Here is a 16,692-nt window from a genome sequence, read left to right on the forward strand (position 1 = left end):
GTCAAACCCCTTGGGAAACGGTAGTCGCCAGCGTGGCGTGTTGGCGACGCCCGTGGACCAGACTGAAAATCAACGGCACCAGAATCAATGTGGCGATGGTGGCAAACGCCAGCCCGCCGATCACCGCACGGCCGAGCGGCGCGTTCTGCTCGCCGCCCTCGCCCAGGCCCAGCGCCATGGGCGCCATGCCGATGATCATCGAGATGGCGGTCATCAACACCGGCCGCAGCCGCGTGAAACCGGCCTCCAACGCGGCCTGCACAGCATCGCCATGCACGGCCAGACGCTCACGGCAGAAGCTCACCACCAGGATGGCGTTGGCGGTGGCCACGCCCATGCACATGATCGCTCCCGTCAAGGCGGGCACCGACAGCGGCGTATGCGTAACAAACAGCATCCACACAATGCCCGCCAATGCCGCCGGCAATGCGGTGATGATCACAAACGGGTCGGCCCAGGACTGGAAGTTGACCACGATCAGCAAATAGATCAGCACCACCGCGCCCAACAGGCCGAACAGCAAGCCACTGAAGGCCGCGTTCATGGTCTGCACCTGGCCCTGCAAAATCACCTTGGAGCCGGTCGGCACTTCACCGGCGTGGGCCGCGATGATCTTCTGGATATCGGCGGCGACGCCCCCCAGGTCACGGTCCTGGATCGCGGTCAGCACCTCAACCACCGGCTGGATATCCGACTGGCTGAACACCAAACTGCTGTGGCTGCGCTGGATATTCGCCAGGCCGCCCAAGGTCTGGTCGGTGGCCGCGCCATTGCTGCCGCTCAGCGGCAAGTTGTGCAGTGCGGCCAGGCTTTCCAGATTGTATTGCGGGGTTTGCATCACGATCGGGTAGGAAATGCCGTTGGCCGGGTTCAACCAGAACGTCGGCGCCACCTGGCTGGAACCGGCAAGGTTGACCACCAGGCTGTTGGTCACATCCCGTTCGGTGAGGCCGACCAACTGCGCACGGGTGCGGTCCACGTCGATATTGAACGTCGGCAATTGCCGCGACTGCTGGATGCGCGCATCCACCACCCCCGGCACCCGGCGAATATCACGCAGCAGCGCGCTGGCATAGGTGAAGTTGCCCGCCAGGTTATTGCCGGTGATTTGCAGGTCGATCGGTGCCGAAGAACCGAAATTGAGGATCTGCCCGACAATGTCCGAGGCCGGGAACGAGAACACCGCGCTCGGGAATTCCCGTGGCAGGGTTTCGCGCAATTGGCGCATGTACTCGGCGGTCGGGCGATGGCCTTCGTTAAGGCTGATCTGGATATCGGCGTCCTGGGAACCCACGGTGCCGGTGTTGTTGTACACCACGTTGATACCGCTGATGGACAGGCCGATGTTGTCGACCAAGGCTTTGAGTTCCTCGGCCGGGACGTTGCGGCGGATCGCGTTTTCGATGTCGGCGATCAGGTGCGCATTACTCTCCACCCGTGTGCCCACCGGAGCGCGGACGTGCAACAGGATCAGCCCGGAATCGACTTCGGGGAAGAAGTTGCGGCCCAGGAACGGCACCAGTGCAAACGACACGGCGACAAACGCCAGCAGGCCGATCACCACCGCGCGACGATGGTGCAAGGCGCCGTGCAACACGCTGCGGTAACGCTCGCGAAAGGCCTCAAAACGCTTCTCGAAACCGCGCTGAAAAGTCACCAGCGGGTTGCGCGACGGTGCATACCCGTCGTCGCCGTGTACATGCGGCTTGAGCAGGTAGTTGGCCAGTGTCGGCACCAGCGTGCGCGACAGCAGGAACGAGGCGATCATGGCAAAGATCACCGCTTCGGCCATCGGCACGAACAGGAAACGCGCCACACCATCAAGGAAGAACATCGGCACAAACACGATGCAGATACACAGCAGCGAGACAAACGCCGGCGTCACGATCTGCGCCGCACCGTCGAGGATCGCCGTCTGCACCGGCTTGCCCTGCTCCAGGTGCCAGTTGATGTTCTCGATGGTCACCGTGGCATCGTCCACCAGGATGCCCACGGCCAGCGCCAGGCCGCCGAGGGTCATGATATTCAGGGTTTCACCCAGGGCCGACAGCGTGGCAATCGAGGCCAGGATCGCCAGCGGAATCGAGGTGGCGATGATCACCGTCGAACGCCAACTGCCGAGGAACAGCAGGATCATCAGACTGGTCAGCGCCGCCGCGATCAAGCCTTCACGGGCCACGCCGCTGATGGCCGAGCGCACGAACAGCGACTGGTCACCGATCAGGTCGATATTCAGATTGGGCGGCAACGCAGCCTTATTGTCGGCAAGTTTTTCCTTGATCCCGGCGATCACGCCCAAGGTCGATGCCGAACCGGTCTTGAGCACCGGCAGCAGCACCGAGCGGTTGCCGTTCACATGCACGATGTTGGTTTGCGGCGGGTTGCCGTCACGCACGGTGGCCACGTCACGGATCAGCACGGTGGTACCGTCGGCGGTCTTGATCGGCAGGTTTTCCAGGTCATGGAAGTCCGACGGCGAGTTGTTCAGTTGCAGGTTGAATTCGTAGCTGCCGATTTTCTGGGTGCCCACCGGCGTAATCAGGTTCTGCGTGGCCAGGGCGGTGGCGACGTCCTGCGCCGACAGGCCACGGGCTTGCATGCGCGCCGAATCGAGGTCGATCTGCACCTGCCGGCTCTTGCCGCCAAACGGGTATGGCAGGGCCGCGCCGGGCACGCTGGTGAGCATCAGGCGCACCTGGTTCAGGCCGATATCGCCCAGGCGCTGTTCGCTCAGGCCCGACCCGGATAAAGCCAGCTGCACGATCGGCACGGTGGAGGCGCTGTAGTTGAGCACCAGCGGCGGCACGGTGCTGGGCGGCAATTGCCGCAGGATCGCCTGGGACACCGACGTCACCTGGGCGTTGGCGGTACTGATGTTGACGCCGGGCTGGAAGAAGATCTTCACAATCCCGTAGCCGTTCATCGACTGCGCTTCGATATGGCGAATGTCGTTCACGGTGGTGGTCAGCACCCGCTCGAATGGCGAGGTGATGCGCCCCGCCATCTGGTCCGGCGGCAAACCGGTGTACTGCCAGATCACCGCAATCACCGGAATGCGGATTTCCGGGAAGATGTCGGTCGGCGTGCGCCAGGCCGCCAGCGGCCCGACGATCAGGATGAAAATAGCCAATACCACAAAGGTATAGGGGCGCAGCAAGGCGATGCGCACGAGGTTGAGCATAGGAAGTGATCCAGACAGGAGATTGGTCGGTCAAGCAGGCTTCGCCATGCCGTTTTCCCGCCTCGCCCCACGCACGTCCTGGGGGTTTTGTAACGACATCCAGGTCACAAAGAGGCATATGCCACGATATCGAACTTAGTGGCATACGCAACTAATTTGTTTCAAGCTGTCTCAGTTTTCATCTGGAGCGTCAGTTCGGTCCGAAAGACCTTGTCCTGACAGGTCGCGCAGGCATAATCAGCCGCGTCGTGTTTTGTATCAGAGAGTATCTGCCCTTGAAATCTGCCCCGCCTTGCTCCGAGAGCCCCAGCACCTGCGTCAACGGTGCCGTGCGCCGCACCTCGCGCCGCCTGGGCCAGATCTATGACGAGGCGTTCGCGCCCTGCGGGCTCAAAGCCACGCAATACGCGCTGCTCAACCGCATCGCCAAGGCCGGCACGCCGAAGATGGGCGAACTGGCACAAACCCTGGTGATGGACTTGTCCGCGCTCGGCCACACGCTCAAACCACTGGTACGTGACGGCCTGGTGGAGCTGCGCGTGGACGAACTCGACCGGCGTACCCGGCGCGTATTACTGACCGAACACGGCAAGCGCACCCACCAGGCGGCCAAGCGTATTTCCACGCAAATGGCCGAACGTTTCGATCAGGCATTCGGCCGTGAAGCCGCGGCGCAACTGCGCCAGACCCTGGACTTTATCGCCTCCGACGAATTTGCCCGCACCCTGTTGGCCAAGGACGCCTAAGCGACCCACCCTGACAGTGAAAGTACGCCATTGGCCCGCAGCTTTACCCAATGGTTGCTGATGCGTTTGCAGGTAGACCCGACATGAGCGACAGCCTCAAAGACATCCTCACCGAGCACTTGAATGTGGTGTTCTGCGGCATTAACCCCGGCAAAGGCTCCGCCGCCCTCGGGCTGCACTTCGCCAACCGCAGCAACCGCTTCTGGCGTACGTTGCACCTGGCCGGTTTTACGCCCCATGAGATCCGCCCCGAAGCGGGGCGCAGCTTGCTCGACTACCACTGCGGCCTGACCACCCTGGTGGAGCGCCCGACGGCGAGCGCGGGGGAATTGGCGCGGCATGAATTCAACGACGCAGCCGTAGCGTTCGAGCAGAAAATCCGCCGCTGCCAGCCACGCTTCGTAGCCTTTCTGGGCAAGGTCGGTTATAGCGCCGTGTCCGGCCAACGCGAGGTTGCCTGGGGGTTGCAGCCGCCGTTATTGGGCGGCGCAGCGGTATGGGTGCTGCCCAACCCCAGCGGGCGCAATTTGGCGTTCAACCTGGAGCAGTTGGTGCAGGCCTATCAGCAACTGCGCGAAACCATTGCACAGAGCGATCCAGTGCCCTTAATCTCCTGATCGAATCACCTGAAAGCAATTACTTGAAAGCAACGGAGGCTTCATGAAACTGGTCGGCATGCTGGACTCGCCTTACGTACGCCGCGTGGCAATTTCCCTGGACCTGTACGGCGTGGCGTTTGAACATCAGTCGGTGTCGGTGTTCGGCACCTTTGAGCAGTTCCACGCGATCAACCCGGTGGTCAAGGCACCGACCCTGGTGCTGGACGACGGCACCGTGCTGATGGACTCCAGCCTGATCCTGGACTATTTCGAAGCCCAGGCCCCCATCGACAAGAAGCTGCTGGCGCAAGCGCCTGGCGCCCGCGCCCACGAACTGCACCTGCTTGGGCTGGCCCTGGCGGCCTGCGAGAAAACCGTGCAGATCGTGTATGAGGACAATCTGCGCCCGGCAGAAAAACGCCATGAGCCGTGGGTAGACCGCGTGACCGGGCAACTGTTGGCCGCCTATTCGCTGCTGGAAAAGCACCTTGCCCAATCCACCGACGCGCCGCTGACCCAGGCGGCGCTGACCGCGGCAGTCGCGTGGTCGTTCACCCAACTCAAACTGCCGTCGGTGCTCGACCCCAAGGCATTCCCTAACCTGCAACGTCACGCCGACCGGCTGGAACAGCACCCGGCGTTCAAGCGCTACCCCGTCGAATAGCAGGCCTAGACCCAGCCGCCATCCACAATAAAGTTCTGCGCCGAACACATCGCCGAGGCATCGGAGGCGAGAAACAACGCCATATTGGCGATGTGTCCCGGCAGCACGCTGCCGGGCAGGCACTGGCTGCGGCTGATCAGCTCCTTGGCCGCATCATCGACCCACATTGCCAGTTGTTTGTCGGTCATGACCCAGCCGGGCACCAGGGTGTTCACGCGGATATGGCTGGGCCCCAACTCACGTGCCAGTGCGCGGGTCATGCCATGGGCCGCCGCCTTGCTGGCGGCGTACACCGGGTAGCCGGCAGACGCCATCATCCACCCCACCGAGCCCAGGTTGATGATCGCCCCGCCACCGGCGCGTTTCATCATCGGCACCACGGCCTTGGCAGCAAAGAATGCGTGCTTGAGGTTGACCGCGATCAGCCTGTCGAACATCGCCGAATCGACTTCCTCCAGGGTGTGACGCAGGTCGTTGGCCGCGTTATTGACCAATACGGTGATCGGCCCCAGCGAGTGCTCAAAGCGCTCGATCGCCGCCTTGTAGGCGATTTCATCGGTAATGTCGCAGCACACGAACTCTACGTTGTAGCCCTGGGAATGCAGCAGCGCGGCCAGCCGCTCGCCCTGGCTTTGCGCCCGGTCCACAAAACCCACCTTGGCGCCCTGGGCGGCGAACGCGCGTACCAGGAATTCGCCGATGCCTGAGGCACCACCGGAAACCAGAACGGTCTTACCCTCAAGGTCGGGGTAAACAGCCTGCTGAGTGGTCATATAAAGGTTGCCTCACTTAATTAGTCTTATTTTATTTTGCAAACAGGCCGTAAAAGGCTATAAATCTGCTGCTGCAACGACAAAATATCGCACATTAGTAGAACTATTCCACTGAAAACAACAAAAGGAAGTTCGACCATGAAGCACCCTCGTCACCTGCTTTCCGGCCTCGCCTTGTCCATGCTGATCGCCAGCGGCGGCGCCCAGGCTGCGGGCCTAACCAGCGAGCATAAACCCTTCGGTAAAACCAACGACGGCACCGCCGTCGAGCAGTACATCTTGCGCAACAGCCACGGCATGCAAGCCACGGTGATCACCTACGGCGGCGTGTTGCAGTCACTCAAAGTGCCGGATAAAAACGGCAAGATCGATGACGTGGTGCTGGGTTTTGATGACGTGCAGGGTTATCAGAGCGGCACGGCGTTTTTTGGCGCGACCATCGGGCGCTTCGGCAACCGCCTGGCGGGCGGTGCGTTTGAACTTGATGGCCAACGCTATCAGGTACCGCTCAACGACGGCCCCAATTCGCTGCACGGCGGTGCCCAGGGGTTCGACAAACACGTTTGGCAAGCCGAACCCGTCAAGGGCAAGGACTCGGTCGGCGTCAAGCTCAGCTACCTGTCCAAGGACGGTGAAATGGGTTTTCCCGGCAACCTGAAGACCGAGGTCACCTACAGCCTCAACGATCACAACGAACTGCATATCGACTACAAGGCCAGCACCGACAAACCCACGGTGCTCAACCTCACCAACCACAGCTATTTCAACCTGGCCGGCGCGGGCAACGGCGACATTCTCAAGCAGGTCGCGACCTTGCATGCCAGCCATTACACCCCGGTGAATGCCACCCTGATTCCGACCGGCGAGCTGGCACCGGTCAAGGGCACGCCGATGGACTTTCTCAAGCCCACGCCAATCGGCCAGCATCTCAAGGACGAACATCCGCAGCTCAAATTTGCCGAGCCGAAACAAGGTGGGTTTGACTTCAACTGGGCGCTCGACACCCAGGGCGATATCAAGCAACTCGCCGCCGAAGTACACGACCCTGCGTCTGGCCGGCGTTTGAAGCTCTACACCAGCGAGCCTGGGGTGCAGTTCTACACCAGCAACTTCCTCGACGGCACGGTCAAGGGCAAAGGTGGCAAGACGTATCAGCACTGGAGTGCCTTTACCCTCGAAACTCAGCACTTTCCCGATGCGCCCAACCAGCCCAAGTTTGCTTCGACTCGGTTGAATCCGGGGCAGACCTATAGCCAGAACACTGTGTTCAAGTTCTCTGCTGACTGAGTGTTGGCGCCGGGCTTGCCCTCGCTACAGGCACGTCGGTTTTTCCTTGTGACCGGAGGGATGCCGAGGTCTTGGGTTGTGGCGGGGTTGCTGAGTACATATCCGTTGCTGCGGTAACGGCTTCTATTGGTTCCGCTCTTACAGCGGGTCACTTTTGCAAGGACGCAAACGTAACCAAAAGGTCCTCGCCCCAACACTCGGTGCCTCGCTGTGGCTCGGCATGCCCGCAATCCGCCAGTGATTTGGGGGGCGATTTCAGATCAAGATCACAAGCGCAGATCAAAAGACCGCTGACTTCGTCATCGAAAAGGATGTAAGAGCCGGAGCAACAGCAACAGCAAAGCCGTACTCGGTCAAAGGTGGGAGCGGGCTTGCTCGCGAATGCGGTGGGTCAGTCAATTCATCTGTCTCTGACACACCGCATTCGCGAGCAAGCCCGCTCCCACATTTAGACCGCGTTGCATCAGGTAGATAGGCTTTGGATTTGCACTTGATCTGGCTTTTGCTTCAACCACTCAGGTCGGCTTTCAGGCCCCCGTGCTGTAGATCTTGATTTTGATCTGAGGCGCCCCGTCAACCACGCTGGCCGAACGCAGGCTTGAATCCGTGGGTAACCCGGCAGGACGCCGGGTTAGCCGCGCTGGGCCAAGGATGGCCCATCGCGGCGGCCCACGGACTCAAGCCTTCGTTCTGGCACACCGAGCCTAGGCGAGGTGCCGAGTGGTGGGGCGAAGACCTTTTGGTTACTTTTGGCTGGGCCGGCATTCCGGGCGTTTGCCAAAAGTGACCCGCCGTAAGGGCGGAACCATAGGTAGCCATTACCGCAGCAACGGATATGTACTCCGTCTGATCCACCCCCCTGCCAAGCCTACCTCACTGCCACAACCCAATCTTCGTCAGCTCTTGCTTGAAGTTCTCCCGCGTAATCAGCGTCACCTCGTCCATCGCCGTGTACTTGGGCGGCTCCGTACCTTTGGTGACCCACTCATACATCATCAGCGCAGTGTTGTAGCCCTCGATATGCGGGCTAGGCAGCATCGAACCGAAAAAGCCACTGTCAGCCTTTTTCAGTTCGCCAATGGCATCCGTACCATTGATGCCGATACCAATCACATTGGCCGCAGCAAAACCGGCCGTTTCGGTAGCGCGCACGCCACCAAGCACCGTGTTGTCGTTCATACCGCCGATAATCAGGTTCTTGGCACCGCTGGGCAGCTTGACCAGCGCCGAGTTGGTGGCGTCCATACTGCCTGGTACATCGAGGGTCTTGGCAGCGGTGAACAGGATGTGGTCTTTGGGAAAGCCAGCGTCTTCCAGGGATTTGACCGAACCGTCAGTGCGCTTTTTACCCGTGTCGAGTTCGTTAAAGGTGTTGATCACCGCATAGGTATCCTTCCAGTCCCAACCGCGCTTTTTCGCCTCAGCCGCCATCGCAGCGCCCTGCTTCTGGCCGACTTCAAACGCGGCCATGCCCAGGTACGGCACGTCCTCCATGAAGTTGCCCTTGGCATCAACGAAGCGATCATCCACCGCAATCACTTTCAGGCCGTTGGCCTTGGCCTTGGCAACGATGGCCGGGCCCAGCGACACATCCGGCGGGCAGATCACAAAGCCCTTGGCGCCGTTGGCCGCCAGGCTGTCGATGGCCGAGAGGGTTTTCTCGCCATCGGGCACGGCGATCTTGATCACGGTAAAGCCATGCTCCTTGCCGGCTTTTTCGGCAAACGCCCATTCGGTCTGGAACCACGGTTCTTCAGCCTGCTTGACCAAAAAACCAATCTTCACTGCTTCAGCGGCCTGCAACAGACCGCCCAAGCTCAGGGCCGACACCGCCACAGCGGCGCAGCACAGGGAACGCATACCTCGACGACGATTCATACGGGTGACTCCTTGTTATTGTTTTCAGGTCTTGGGTTTATCCGGCAAAGCGGTGACAGGGGGTGCCCGGCACATCGACCTCGATGGCCAGCACTGCGCCATCCAGCGGGTGATCGAGTGGGCTGGCGGCGCTGGTGATGTAGAGCGTGGTGAGGTGGGGGCCACCGAACACGCAACTGGTGGGGCGGCTGACGGGCAACTCAATAACGCGGTCGACCTCACCGGCCGGCGTCAGGCGCAGCAGGCAACTGCCATCCCAACGGGCGTTCCAGATATAACCCTGGCTGTCCATCGCCGAGCCATCCGGGCCGCCACGCTCATGCGGGCCGAACCAGACCCGGGCAGGGTCGAGCTGACCGTCCGGCTTGACCGAATGCCGGTACAAAGTGCCGTCCAGGCTGTCGCCAAAATACACGTGCGCGCCGTCATCGCTCCACACCAAGGTGTTGGGAATGCCCAGCCCTTGCAGCAGCGGCGTGACGTGTGCGTTGGCATCGATCCGAAACAGGCCGCCGGAACGCCGCGTAATCGGCAGGTCTTCACCCTGCTCACCAATGTTGTTCTGCATGGTGCCCAACCACAGGCGGCCCTGGGCATCGCAGCGTGCTTCATTGCCACGGTTACCCGGTTGCGGGTCGGCCACGCACAGCAGCGTGAGGGCTTCGGTTTCCAGGTTCAGCCGGTACACGCCGCTGCTCAGCGTGACCAGCGCACCGCCACCTTCACAGGGGATAAAGGCCGAGACATGCTCGGGCAACTGCCAGATCTGCAACTGCCCGCCCATCAGGCGCAGCGCCTGTTTGCCGGCGATATTCACCCAATACAGCGCCTGGGTCGGCACGTCCCAGAACGGGCCCTCCCCCAACTGCGCACGGTGCGCAGTGACTGCGGTACACGACATAAAACCTCCTGGTGTTACAGCGGGTCGCGCGATGGCGTGCCATCCACCAGCCGCTGGATGCGCAACGGGTTGGCGTTTTTCAACGCGTCGGGCAGCAGGCTATCAGGGTAATTCTGCAAGCACACCGGGCGCAGGAAACGGTCGATGGCCAGGGTGCCGACCGAGGTGCCACGGGCATCGGAAGTGGCCGGGTACGGGCCGCCGTGAACCATCGAATCACAGACCTCCACGCCGGTCGGGTAGCCGTTGAGCAGGATGCGCCCGACTTTCTGCTCCAGCAGCGGCGTCAGTTCAGTGAACTGCTGCAGGTCGGCCGGTTCAGCAATGAGCGTCGCAGTGAGCTGACCGTGCAGGCCGTGCAAGGCGTCGCTGAGCTGGGCCTGATCGGCGACCTCGACAAACACCGTGGCAGGGCCGAACACCTCTTCCTGCAACACCTCATCACCGTCGATCAGCAAGCGCACGTCGGCCTTGAACAGCTGCGGCTGCGCCTGACTGCCCACTTGAGCGCTGCCCGCCAGGTGTTGGATGCCAGGGTGCGCCAAGAGTTTTTCCAAGCCTTTGCCATAACTGCCCAGCGTGCCGGTATTGAGCATGGTTTGCGGAGGCTGTTCACCGATCAGTTGCGCCACCTGTTGGGTTAACGCGCTGAACTGTGGCGAGGCAATACCGATCACCAGGCCAGGGTTGGTGCAGAACTGGCCACAGCCTTGCACCACCGAGGCGGTGAGGTCGCGGGCGATGGTCTCGGCCCGGGCGTGCAAGGCCTGGGGCAGCACGATCACCGGGTTGATGCTCGACATCTCGGCAAACACCGGGATCGGCTGCGGGCGTGCCGCCGCCATATCACACAGGGCACGGCCACCCTTGAGCGAGCCGGTAAAACCCACGGCCTGGATCGCCGGGTGCTTGACCAGCGCCTCACCGACGCCGCCACCGAAGATCATGTTGAACACACCCGCCGGCATCTCGGTGGCCTCGGCCGCCCGAATGATTGCATCGGCCACCCGCTCGGCCGTCGCCATATGCCCGCTGTGGGCCTTGAACACCACCGGGCAGCCGGCCGCCAGCGCGGCGGCGGTGTCGCCGCCGGCGGTGGAAAATGCCAACGGGAAGTTGCTCGCGCCAAACACCGCCACCGGGCCGAGACCGATGCGGTATTGGCGCAGGTCCGGGCGCGGCAGGGGTTGGCGGTCGGGCAAGGCTCTGTCGATGCGCGCACCGTAAAAGTCACCGCGACGCAGCACCGTGGCGAAAAGGCGCATCTGGCCGCTGGTGCGCCCGCGCTCGCCTTTGATGCGCGCTGCAGGCAATGCGGTTTCGCGGCAAACCAACTCGATAAAATCATCCCCCAGCGCGTCCAGCTCATCGGCTACCGCTTCCAGGAACTGCGCGCGACGCGAGGCACTCAATGCCCGATACGCGGGATACGCGGCAGCGGCGGCCTTGGCGGCGGCATCCACCTCGGCGGGCGTGGCCTGATAGAAATCCTGAGGCAAGGCCTCGCCGGTGTCGGCATCGACGCTTTTCAGGGTGATGCTGCCCTGGGCGCTGCGCTGGCCGCCGATGTAATTGTGGCCGAGTAACGGATTCATGCTGATCTCCTTAAAGGCTGATGACAGTGCCAGGTTCGAACGCCGCCTCGGCGCTGCCGACCCGATTGACCAACGGTGCACCGAACTCGGCCTGGCTGATCTCGAACACATCCCCCGGCTGGGTACGTATACCGTCGGCGAATGACAGGGTGGCGGTGCCGAAGAAATGAATGTGCACGTCGCCCGGGGTCAGGAACTGGCTGTATTTGAAATGGTGATACTCGAGGTTTTCCAGGCTGTGGCACATGTTCGCCTCGCCACTGAGAAATTCGCTTGCCCATAGCTCCTGGCCGTCTCGAAGAATGCGGCTGGTGCCGGCCAGGTGCTGAGGCAACTCACCCACGCGCAACTCCGGGCCATAGCTGCAACTGCGCAACTTGGAATGGGCCAGGTACAGGTAATTCTTGCGTTCCATGATGTGGTCGGAGAACTCGTTGCCCACCGCATAACCCAGCCGATAGGGTTTGCTGTCTCGGCCGATCACGTACAGCCCGCCGATTTCCGGCTCTTCACCGGCGTCTTCGGCAAAGGCCGGCACCGGGAATGCCTGGCCTGGGCGCACGACAATACGGCCATCGCCCTTATAGAACCATTCCGGTTGCACGCCGGCTTGGCCGGCCGCTGGCTTGCCGCCCTCCACGCCCCATTTGAAAATACGCATGGTGTCGGTCAAGGCGCTGTCGTCACCGGCCTGATGCATTTTATCTCGGGCCGAGGCGCTGCCCAGGTGCGTCAGGCCAGTGCCGCTGATCAGCATGTGCGCAGGGTCCGGATGGTCCAGCGGCGGCAGGACTTTGAGGTCCGCCAACAGCGCAGCGTAGTCATGACTGTCGCCCAGCCCCAGGCTGTCGACCTGTTGCGCCAGGCCCACACCGGCATCGATGGCGGCCAGCGCCAATTCGCGCACGCTGCGTGCGGTGTGCACTTCGCGCAGTGTGTTGCCTTGCACCACGCCGACACGACGCTCACCGTTACGCAATTCGAACTGAACTAAACGCATCAAACTTCTCCAGGATTAAGTACGTGTGGCGCCTCGGGCGCTGGCGGCAAACTGGTCGGCGGGCAGCACATGCTTGCGTTCCAGCACGCGGTACACCACAGCGGTCAAGAACAGCCCGAACACCATGACTCCGGCCAAAAAATACAGGCCCGAAGCCAGGTTGCCGGTGTATTCCTTGAGCGCGCCGATCACGAACGGGCCGATATAGCCGCCCAGGTTGCCCACCGAGTTAATCAAGGCAATGCCCGCCGCCGCACTGGCACCGGCAAAAAACCGCCCCGGCAAGGTCCAGAACACCGCCGTGCAGGAAAACAAGGCAAACGCCGCCAGGCACAGCGCCGCCATTTGCAGCACCGGCACGCTCAGCCAGGCACTGCAGAACAAGCCGATGGCGCCGAGCACATAGAGCACGGCAAGGTGGCCATACCGATCGTTCAAGCGGTCGGAACTGCGCGGGATGATCAGCAGCCCGATGATGCCGAAAATGTAGGGCACGGCCGAGATAAAACCGGTCACCAGGTCAGTGCCGCCGAACTGTTTGATCAGGGTCGGCAACCACAGGCCCAGGCCATAGATGCTCAAGGTCACCGGCAGGTAGAACAGCGCCAGCAGCAACACGCGCTTGTCCTTGAGGGCATGCAGCGGGTTGCCGTGGCGGGTCTGACCGTAGGCTTGCAGGTCTTTGGCCAGCTCAGCGGTCAGCCAGGTTTTCTCGTCTTCGCTCATCCAGTTGACCTGCCTGGGGCCGTCCGGCAAAAAGCGCAGCACCGGCCAGGTCAGCAACAACGCCGGTGTGCCGATCACGATAAACAGCCATTGCCAGCCGTGCAGCCCGAGGATGCCGTCCATGCCCAGCAGGCCGCCGGACACGGGCCCGGTGATCATCATGGCAATCGGCTGGGAGAGAATGAACAGCCCCAGGATCTTGCCGCGATGGCGCACCGGGAACCACTGGGTGATGTAGTACAGCACGCCCGGAAAGAACCCGGCTTCGGCCGCGCCGAGCAAAAAGCGCATCACATAAAAGCTGTGCGGCCCCTGCACGAAGGCCATGCCAATGGTGATGGCGCCCCAGGTGAGCATGATCCGTGCAAACCAGCGCCGCGCGCCGAAGCGGTCGAGCATCAGGTTGCTGGGGATTTCAAACAGGAAGTAGCCAATAAAGAACAACCCCGCCCCCAAGCCATAGGCAGCGTCGCCGATGCCGACGTCGGCGCCCATGTGCAGCTTGGCAAACCCAACCGCCGAGCGGTCCACGTAGGCGATCAGGTACAGCAGGATCAGGAAGGGAATCAGTTTCAGCGTGATACGCCGAACAAGCCGCAATTCCTGGCTCATGGGGTCGATCTCCGATTGTTGTTTTTATAGAAGCTCGGGGGCTGCCTCTCGCGAATATCCGCCAGGGTCACACCTCAATTAAGCAGGACTATATAGTATGACTATTTGCAAAACAACACTTCCAAAGCTGCGATTTTGCGCTTATGTTTAAGCGCATATAGAACATATAGTCATACAATAAGAGAGTCGATCATGCCTGATAAAAAGCCCGCCCTCCGCTCCGCCCAGTGGTTTGGTACCGCCGACAAGAACGGTTTCATGTACCGCAGCTGGATGAAGAACCAGGGCATTGCCGACCATCAGTTCCATGGCAAACCGATCATTGGCATCTGCAACACCTGGTCGGAACTGACCCCGTGCAACGCGCATTTCCGCCAGATCGCCGAGCACGTCAAACGCGGTGTGATCGAAGCTGGTGGTTTCCCGGTGGAATTCCCGGTGTTCTCCAATGGCGAATCCAACCTGCGCCCCACCGCCATGCTCACCCGCAACCTGGCGAGCATGGATGTCGAGGAAGCCATTCGCGGCAACCCCATCGACGGTGTGGTGCTGCTCACCGGCTGCGACAAAACCACCCCGGCGCTGCTGATGGGCGCGGCCAGTTGTGACGTGCCGGCCATCGTGGTCACCGGCGGGCCGATGCTCAACGGCAAGCACAAGGGCCAGGACATCGGCTCGGGCACGGTGGTGTGGCAACTGAGCGAACAGGTCAAGGCCGGCACCATCACCCTTGACGATTTCCTTGCAGCCGAAGGCGGCATGTCGCGCTCGGCGGGCACCTGCAACACCATGGGCACTGCATCGACCATGGCCTGCATGGCCGAAGCACTCGGCACTTCCCTGCCCCACAACGCAGCGATCCCGGCGGTGGATGCGCGGCGCTATGTGCTGGCGCATATGTCCGGCATGCGCGCGGTCGAGATGGTGCGTGAAGATTTGAAACTGTCGAAAATCCTTACCAAGGAGGCGTTCGAAAACGCGATCCGGGTGAATGCGGCCATTGGCGGTTCGACCAACGCGGTGATCCACCTTAAAGCCATCGCCGGGCGTATTGGTGTCGAGCTTGACCTGGACGATTGGACCCGCATGGGCCGTGGTGTGCCGACCATCGTCGACCTGCAGCCGTCGGGGCGTTTCCTGATGGAAGAGTTCTACTACGCCGGCGGCCTGCCGGCTGTGCTGCGCCGCCTGGGCGAAGCCAACCTGATCCCGCACCCGAATGCCCTGACGGTGAATGGCAAGTCGTTGGGCGAAAATACCCAGGACTCGCCGATCTATGGCCAGGACGAAGTGATCCGTACCCTCGACAACCCGATCCGTGCCGACGGCGGCATCTGCGTATTGCGCGGCAACCTGGCGCCGCTCGGCGCTGTGCTCAAGCCGTCCGCCGCCAGCCCCGAGTTGATGCAGCACCGTGGCCGCGCGGTGGTGTTCGAGAACTTCGACATGTACAAGGCACGCATCAATGACCCGGCGCTGGACGTGGATGCCAACTCGATTCTGGTCATGAAAAACTGTGGGCCCAAGGGTTACCCGGGCATGGCCGAAGTCGGCAACATGGGCTTGCCCGCCAAGCTGCTGGCCCAGGGCGTGACCGACATGGTGCGCATTTCCGATGCACGCATGAGCGGCACCGCCTATGGCACGGTGGTGCTGCACGTGGCGCCGGAAGCCGCCGCCGGTGGGCCGCTGGCCACGGTGCAGGAAGGTGACTGGATCGAGCTCGACTGCGCCAACGGCCGGTTGCACCTGGATATCCCCGACGCCGAACTGGCGGCGCGCATGGCTGACCTGGCGCCCCCGCAAAACCTGATCGTCGGCGGCTACCGCCAGCTGTATATCGATCACGTGCTGCAGGCCGATCAAGGCTGCGACTTCGACTTCCTGGTGGGCTGCCGTGGCGCTGAAGTCCCCCGGCATTCCCACTAATTGGGATGCTATGATGCCGCGAACCTAAGCCAGAGCCTCCCCGTCGTTATGGATCACCAGCCGCCCAAGCCGCGCAAGAGCCAGCATGCCCAGATCGTTCAGGACTTGGGCATGCACATCGTTTCCGGGCGCTTCAAGCCCGAAGAACGCCTGCCCATGGAAGCCACGCTGTGCGAGGAATACCAGGTCAGCCGCTCGGTGTTGCGTGAGGCGACCCGCGTACTCAGTGCCAAGGGCCTGGTGTATTCCAAGCCACGGGTGGGCGCGGTGGTGCGTCCACGGGTGAAATGGCATTTGCTTGACCCGGATGTGCTGTCCTGGCTGATGCAGTCCACGCCCCACAGCGAATTTTTCAACACCCTGGCCGGCGTGCGACGCATCCTCGAACCGGAAATCGCCGCAATGGCGGCGACCACGGCCACAGCTGAAGACATCGCCACCATCGAACACGCTTACCTGGGCATGGAAACCGCCAAGACTCACGACGACCTGCTGCAGGCCGACCTGGACTTCCACCGTGCCATCGCCGATGCGACCCGCAACGATTTGCTCGCCTACATGTGCAACATGCTGTCGTTGCCGCTGCGCGAATCGATCAACATCACCAACCGCCGCCCCGACATCCAGGGCCTGAGCCTGCCCCGCCACAAAGCGATCCTCACCGCCATCCAGAACCGTGACGCCCTCGGCGCCCGGCACGCCTCGCTGGTGCAACTGGATGACACGCGGGTGGCGCTGGACACGGTGATGAACGTGCTCACGCCGCTGTAAATTGATCGTCTACGCTCAGAGGGTCAGTTC

Annotated in this window: 13 protein-coding genes; 6 read left to right on the forward strand and 7 right to left on the reverse strand. The window is 61.9% G+C overall.

Going from position 1 to position 16,692, the window contains the following annotated elements; translation table 11 throughout:
• Window position 1: 1 nt before the first annotated feature.
• Complete coding sequence (locus BFP92_RS29175) at window positions 2-3,181, reverse strand: efflux RND transporter permease subunit (protein WP_065932142.1); 3,180 nt, start codon at window positions 3,179-3,181, stop codon at window positions 2-4.
• A 275-nt stretch (window positions 3,182-3,456) separates the two neighbouring features.
• Here BFP92_RS29175 and BFP92_RS29180 point away from each other — a divergent pair, with 275 nt between their 5' ends.
• The 3 genes from BFP92_RS29180 (at window position 3,457) to BFP92_RS29190 (ending at window position 5,190) form a co-directional block, all read left to right on the forward strand.
• Window positions 3,457-3,927: a MarR family winged helix-turn-helix transcriptional regulator gene (locus tag BFP92_RS29180; protein ID WP_239694334.1), complete on the forward strand. Its 471-nt coding sequence runs from the start codon at window positions 3,457-3,459 to the stop codon at window positions 3,925-3,927.
• 83 nt (window positions 3,928-4,010) lie between these two features.
• Window positions 4,011-4,544, forward strand: a complete 534-nt coding sequence (mug, locus tag BFP92_RS29185; RefSeq protein ID WP_065932143.1) for a G/U mismatch-specific DNA glycosylase — start codon at window positions 4,011-4,013, stop codon at window positions 4,542-4,544.
• 43 nt (window positions 4,545-4,587) lie between these two features.
• Window positions 4,588-5,190, forward strand: coding sequence for a glutathione S-transferase family protein (locus tag BFP92_RS29190; RefSeq protein WP_065932144.1), 603 nt, complete (start codon window positions 4,588-4,590; stop codon window positions 5,188-5,190).
• Between the two features lie 5 nt (window positions 5,191-5,195).
• On the opposite strand, the gene BFP92_RS29195 is transcribed toward BFP92_RS29190, so the two are convergent.
• Entirely contained in the window at window positions 5,196-5,963 is a 768-nt protein-coding gene (locus BFP92_RS29195) for an SDR family NAD(P)-dependent oxidoreductase (protein WP_065932145.1), read from the reverse strand.
• A 138-nt stretch (window positions 5,964-6,101) separates the two neighbouring features.
• Between BFP92_RS29195 and BFP92_RS29200 the strand changes: the two genes are divergently transcribed.
• Window positions 6,102-7,250: an aldose epimerase family protein gene (locus tag BFP92_RS29200; protein ID WP_065932146.1), complete on the forward strand. Its 1,149-nt coding sequence runs from the start codon at window positions 6,102-6,104 to the stop codon at window positions 7,248-7,250.
• Between the two features lie 873 nt (window positions 7,251-8,123).
• Here the strand turns inward: BFP92_RS29200 and BFP92_RS29205 are convergent.
• The 5 genes from BFP92_RS29205 to BFP92_RS29225 are packed head-to-tail and all read right to left on the reverse strand — an operon-like array spanning window position 8,124 to window position 13,962.
• Window positions 8,124-9,128, reverse strand: coding sequence for a substrate-binding domain-containing protein (locus BFP92_RS29205; protein ID WP_017136516.1), 1,005 nt, complete (start codon window positions 9,126-9,128; stop codon window positions 8,124-8,126).
• Window positions 9,129-9,165: 37 nt separating this feature from the next.
• The gene (locus BFP92_RS29210) at window positions 9,166-10,029 is read right to left on the reverse strand and encodes an SMP-30/gluconolactonase/LRE family protein (RefSeq protein ID WP_065932147.1); all 864 of its coding nucleotides are present in this window, start codon (window positions 10,027-10,029) and stop codon (window positions 9,166-9,168) included.
• A gap of 14 nt (window positions 10,030-10,043) precedes the next feature.
• A complete protein-coding gene (locus tag BFP92_RS29215; RefSeq protein WP_065932148.1) occupies window positions 10,044-11,624 on the reverse strand; it encodes an aldehyde dehydrogenase (NADP(+)) in 1,581 nt (526 codons plus the stop codon).
• Window positions 11,625-11,634: 10 nt separating this feature from the next.
• On the reverse strand, window positions 11,635-12,624 hold the full coding sequence (gene araD1 / locus BFP92_RS29220) for an AraD1 family protein (protein WP_065932149.1): 990 nt from the start codon (window positions 12,622-12,624) through the stop codon (window positions 11,635-11,637).
• A gap of 15 nt (window positions 12,625-12,639) precedes the next feature.
• Window positions 12,640-13,962 carry an MFS transporter gene (locus tag BFP92_RS29225; RefSeq protein ID WP_065932150.1) on the reverse strand — a complete coding sequence of 441 codons (1,323 nt, stop codon included), beginning with the start codon at window positions 13,960-13,962 and terminating at the stop codon, window positions 12,640-12,642.
• Window positions 13,963-14,154: 192 nt separating this feature from the next.
• On the opposite strand from BFP92_RS29225, the gene BFP92_RS29230 reads away from it, so the two are divergent.
• Together BFP92_RS29230 and BFP92_RS29235 are read left to right on the forward strand one after the other, a co-directional pair.
• Window positions 14,155-15,891: an IlvD/Edd family dehydratase gene (locus tag BFP92_RS29230; protein ID WP_065932151.1), complete on the forward strand. Its 1,737-nt coding sequence runs from the start codon at window positions 14,155-14,157 to the stop codon at window positions 15,889-15,891.
• A 48-nt stretch (window positions 15,892-15,939) separates the two neighbouring features.
• A complete protein-coding gene (locus tag BFP92_RS29235; protein WP_065932152.1) occupies window positions 15,940-16,662 on the forward strand; it encodes a FadR/GntR family transcriptional regulator in 723 nt (240 codons plus the stop codon).
• Window positions 16,663-16,692: the final 30 nt, after the last annotated feature.

It is taken from the genome of Pseudomonas sp. 58 R 3, from assembly GCF_900006605.1.
Classification (GTDB): Bacteria; Pseudomonadota; Gammaproteobacteria; order Pseudomonadales; family Pseudomonadaceae; genus Aquipseudomonas; species Aquipseudomonas salomonii.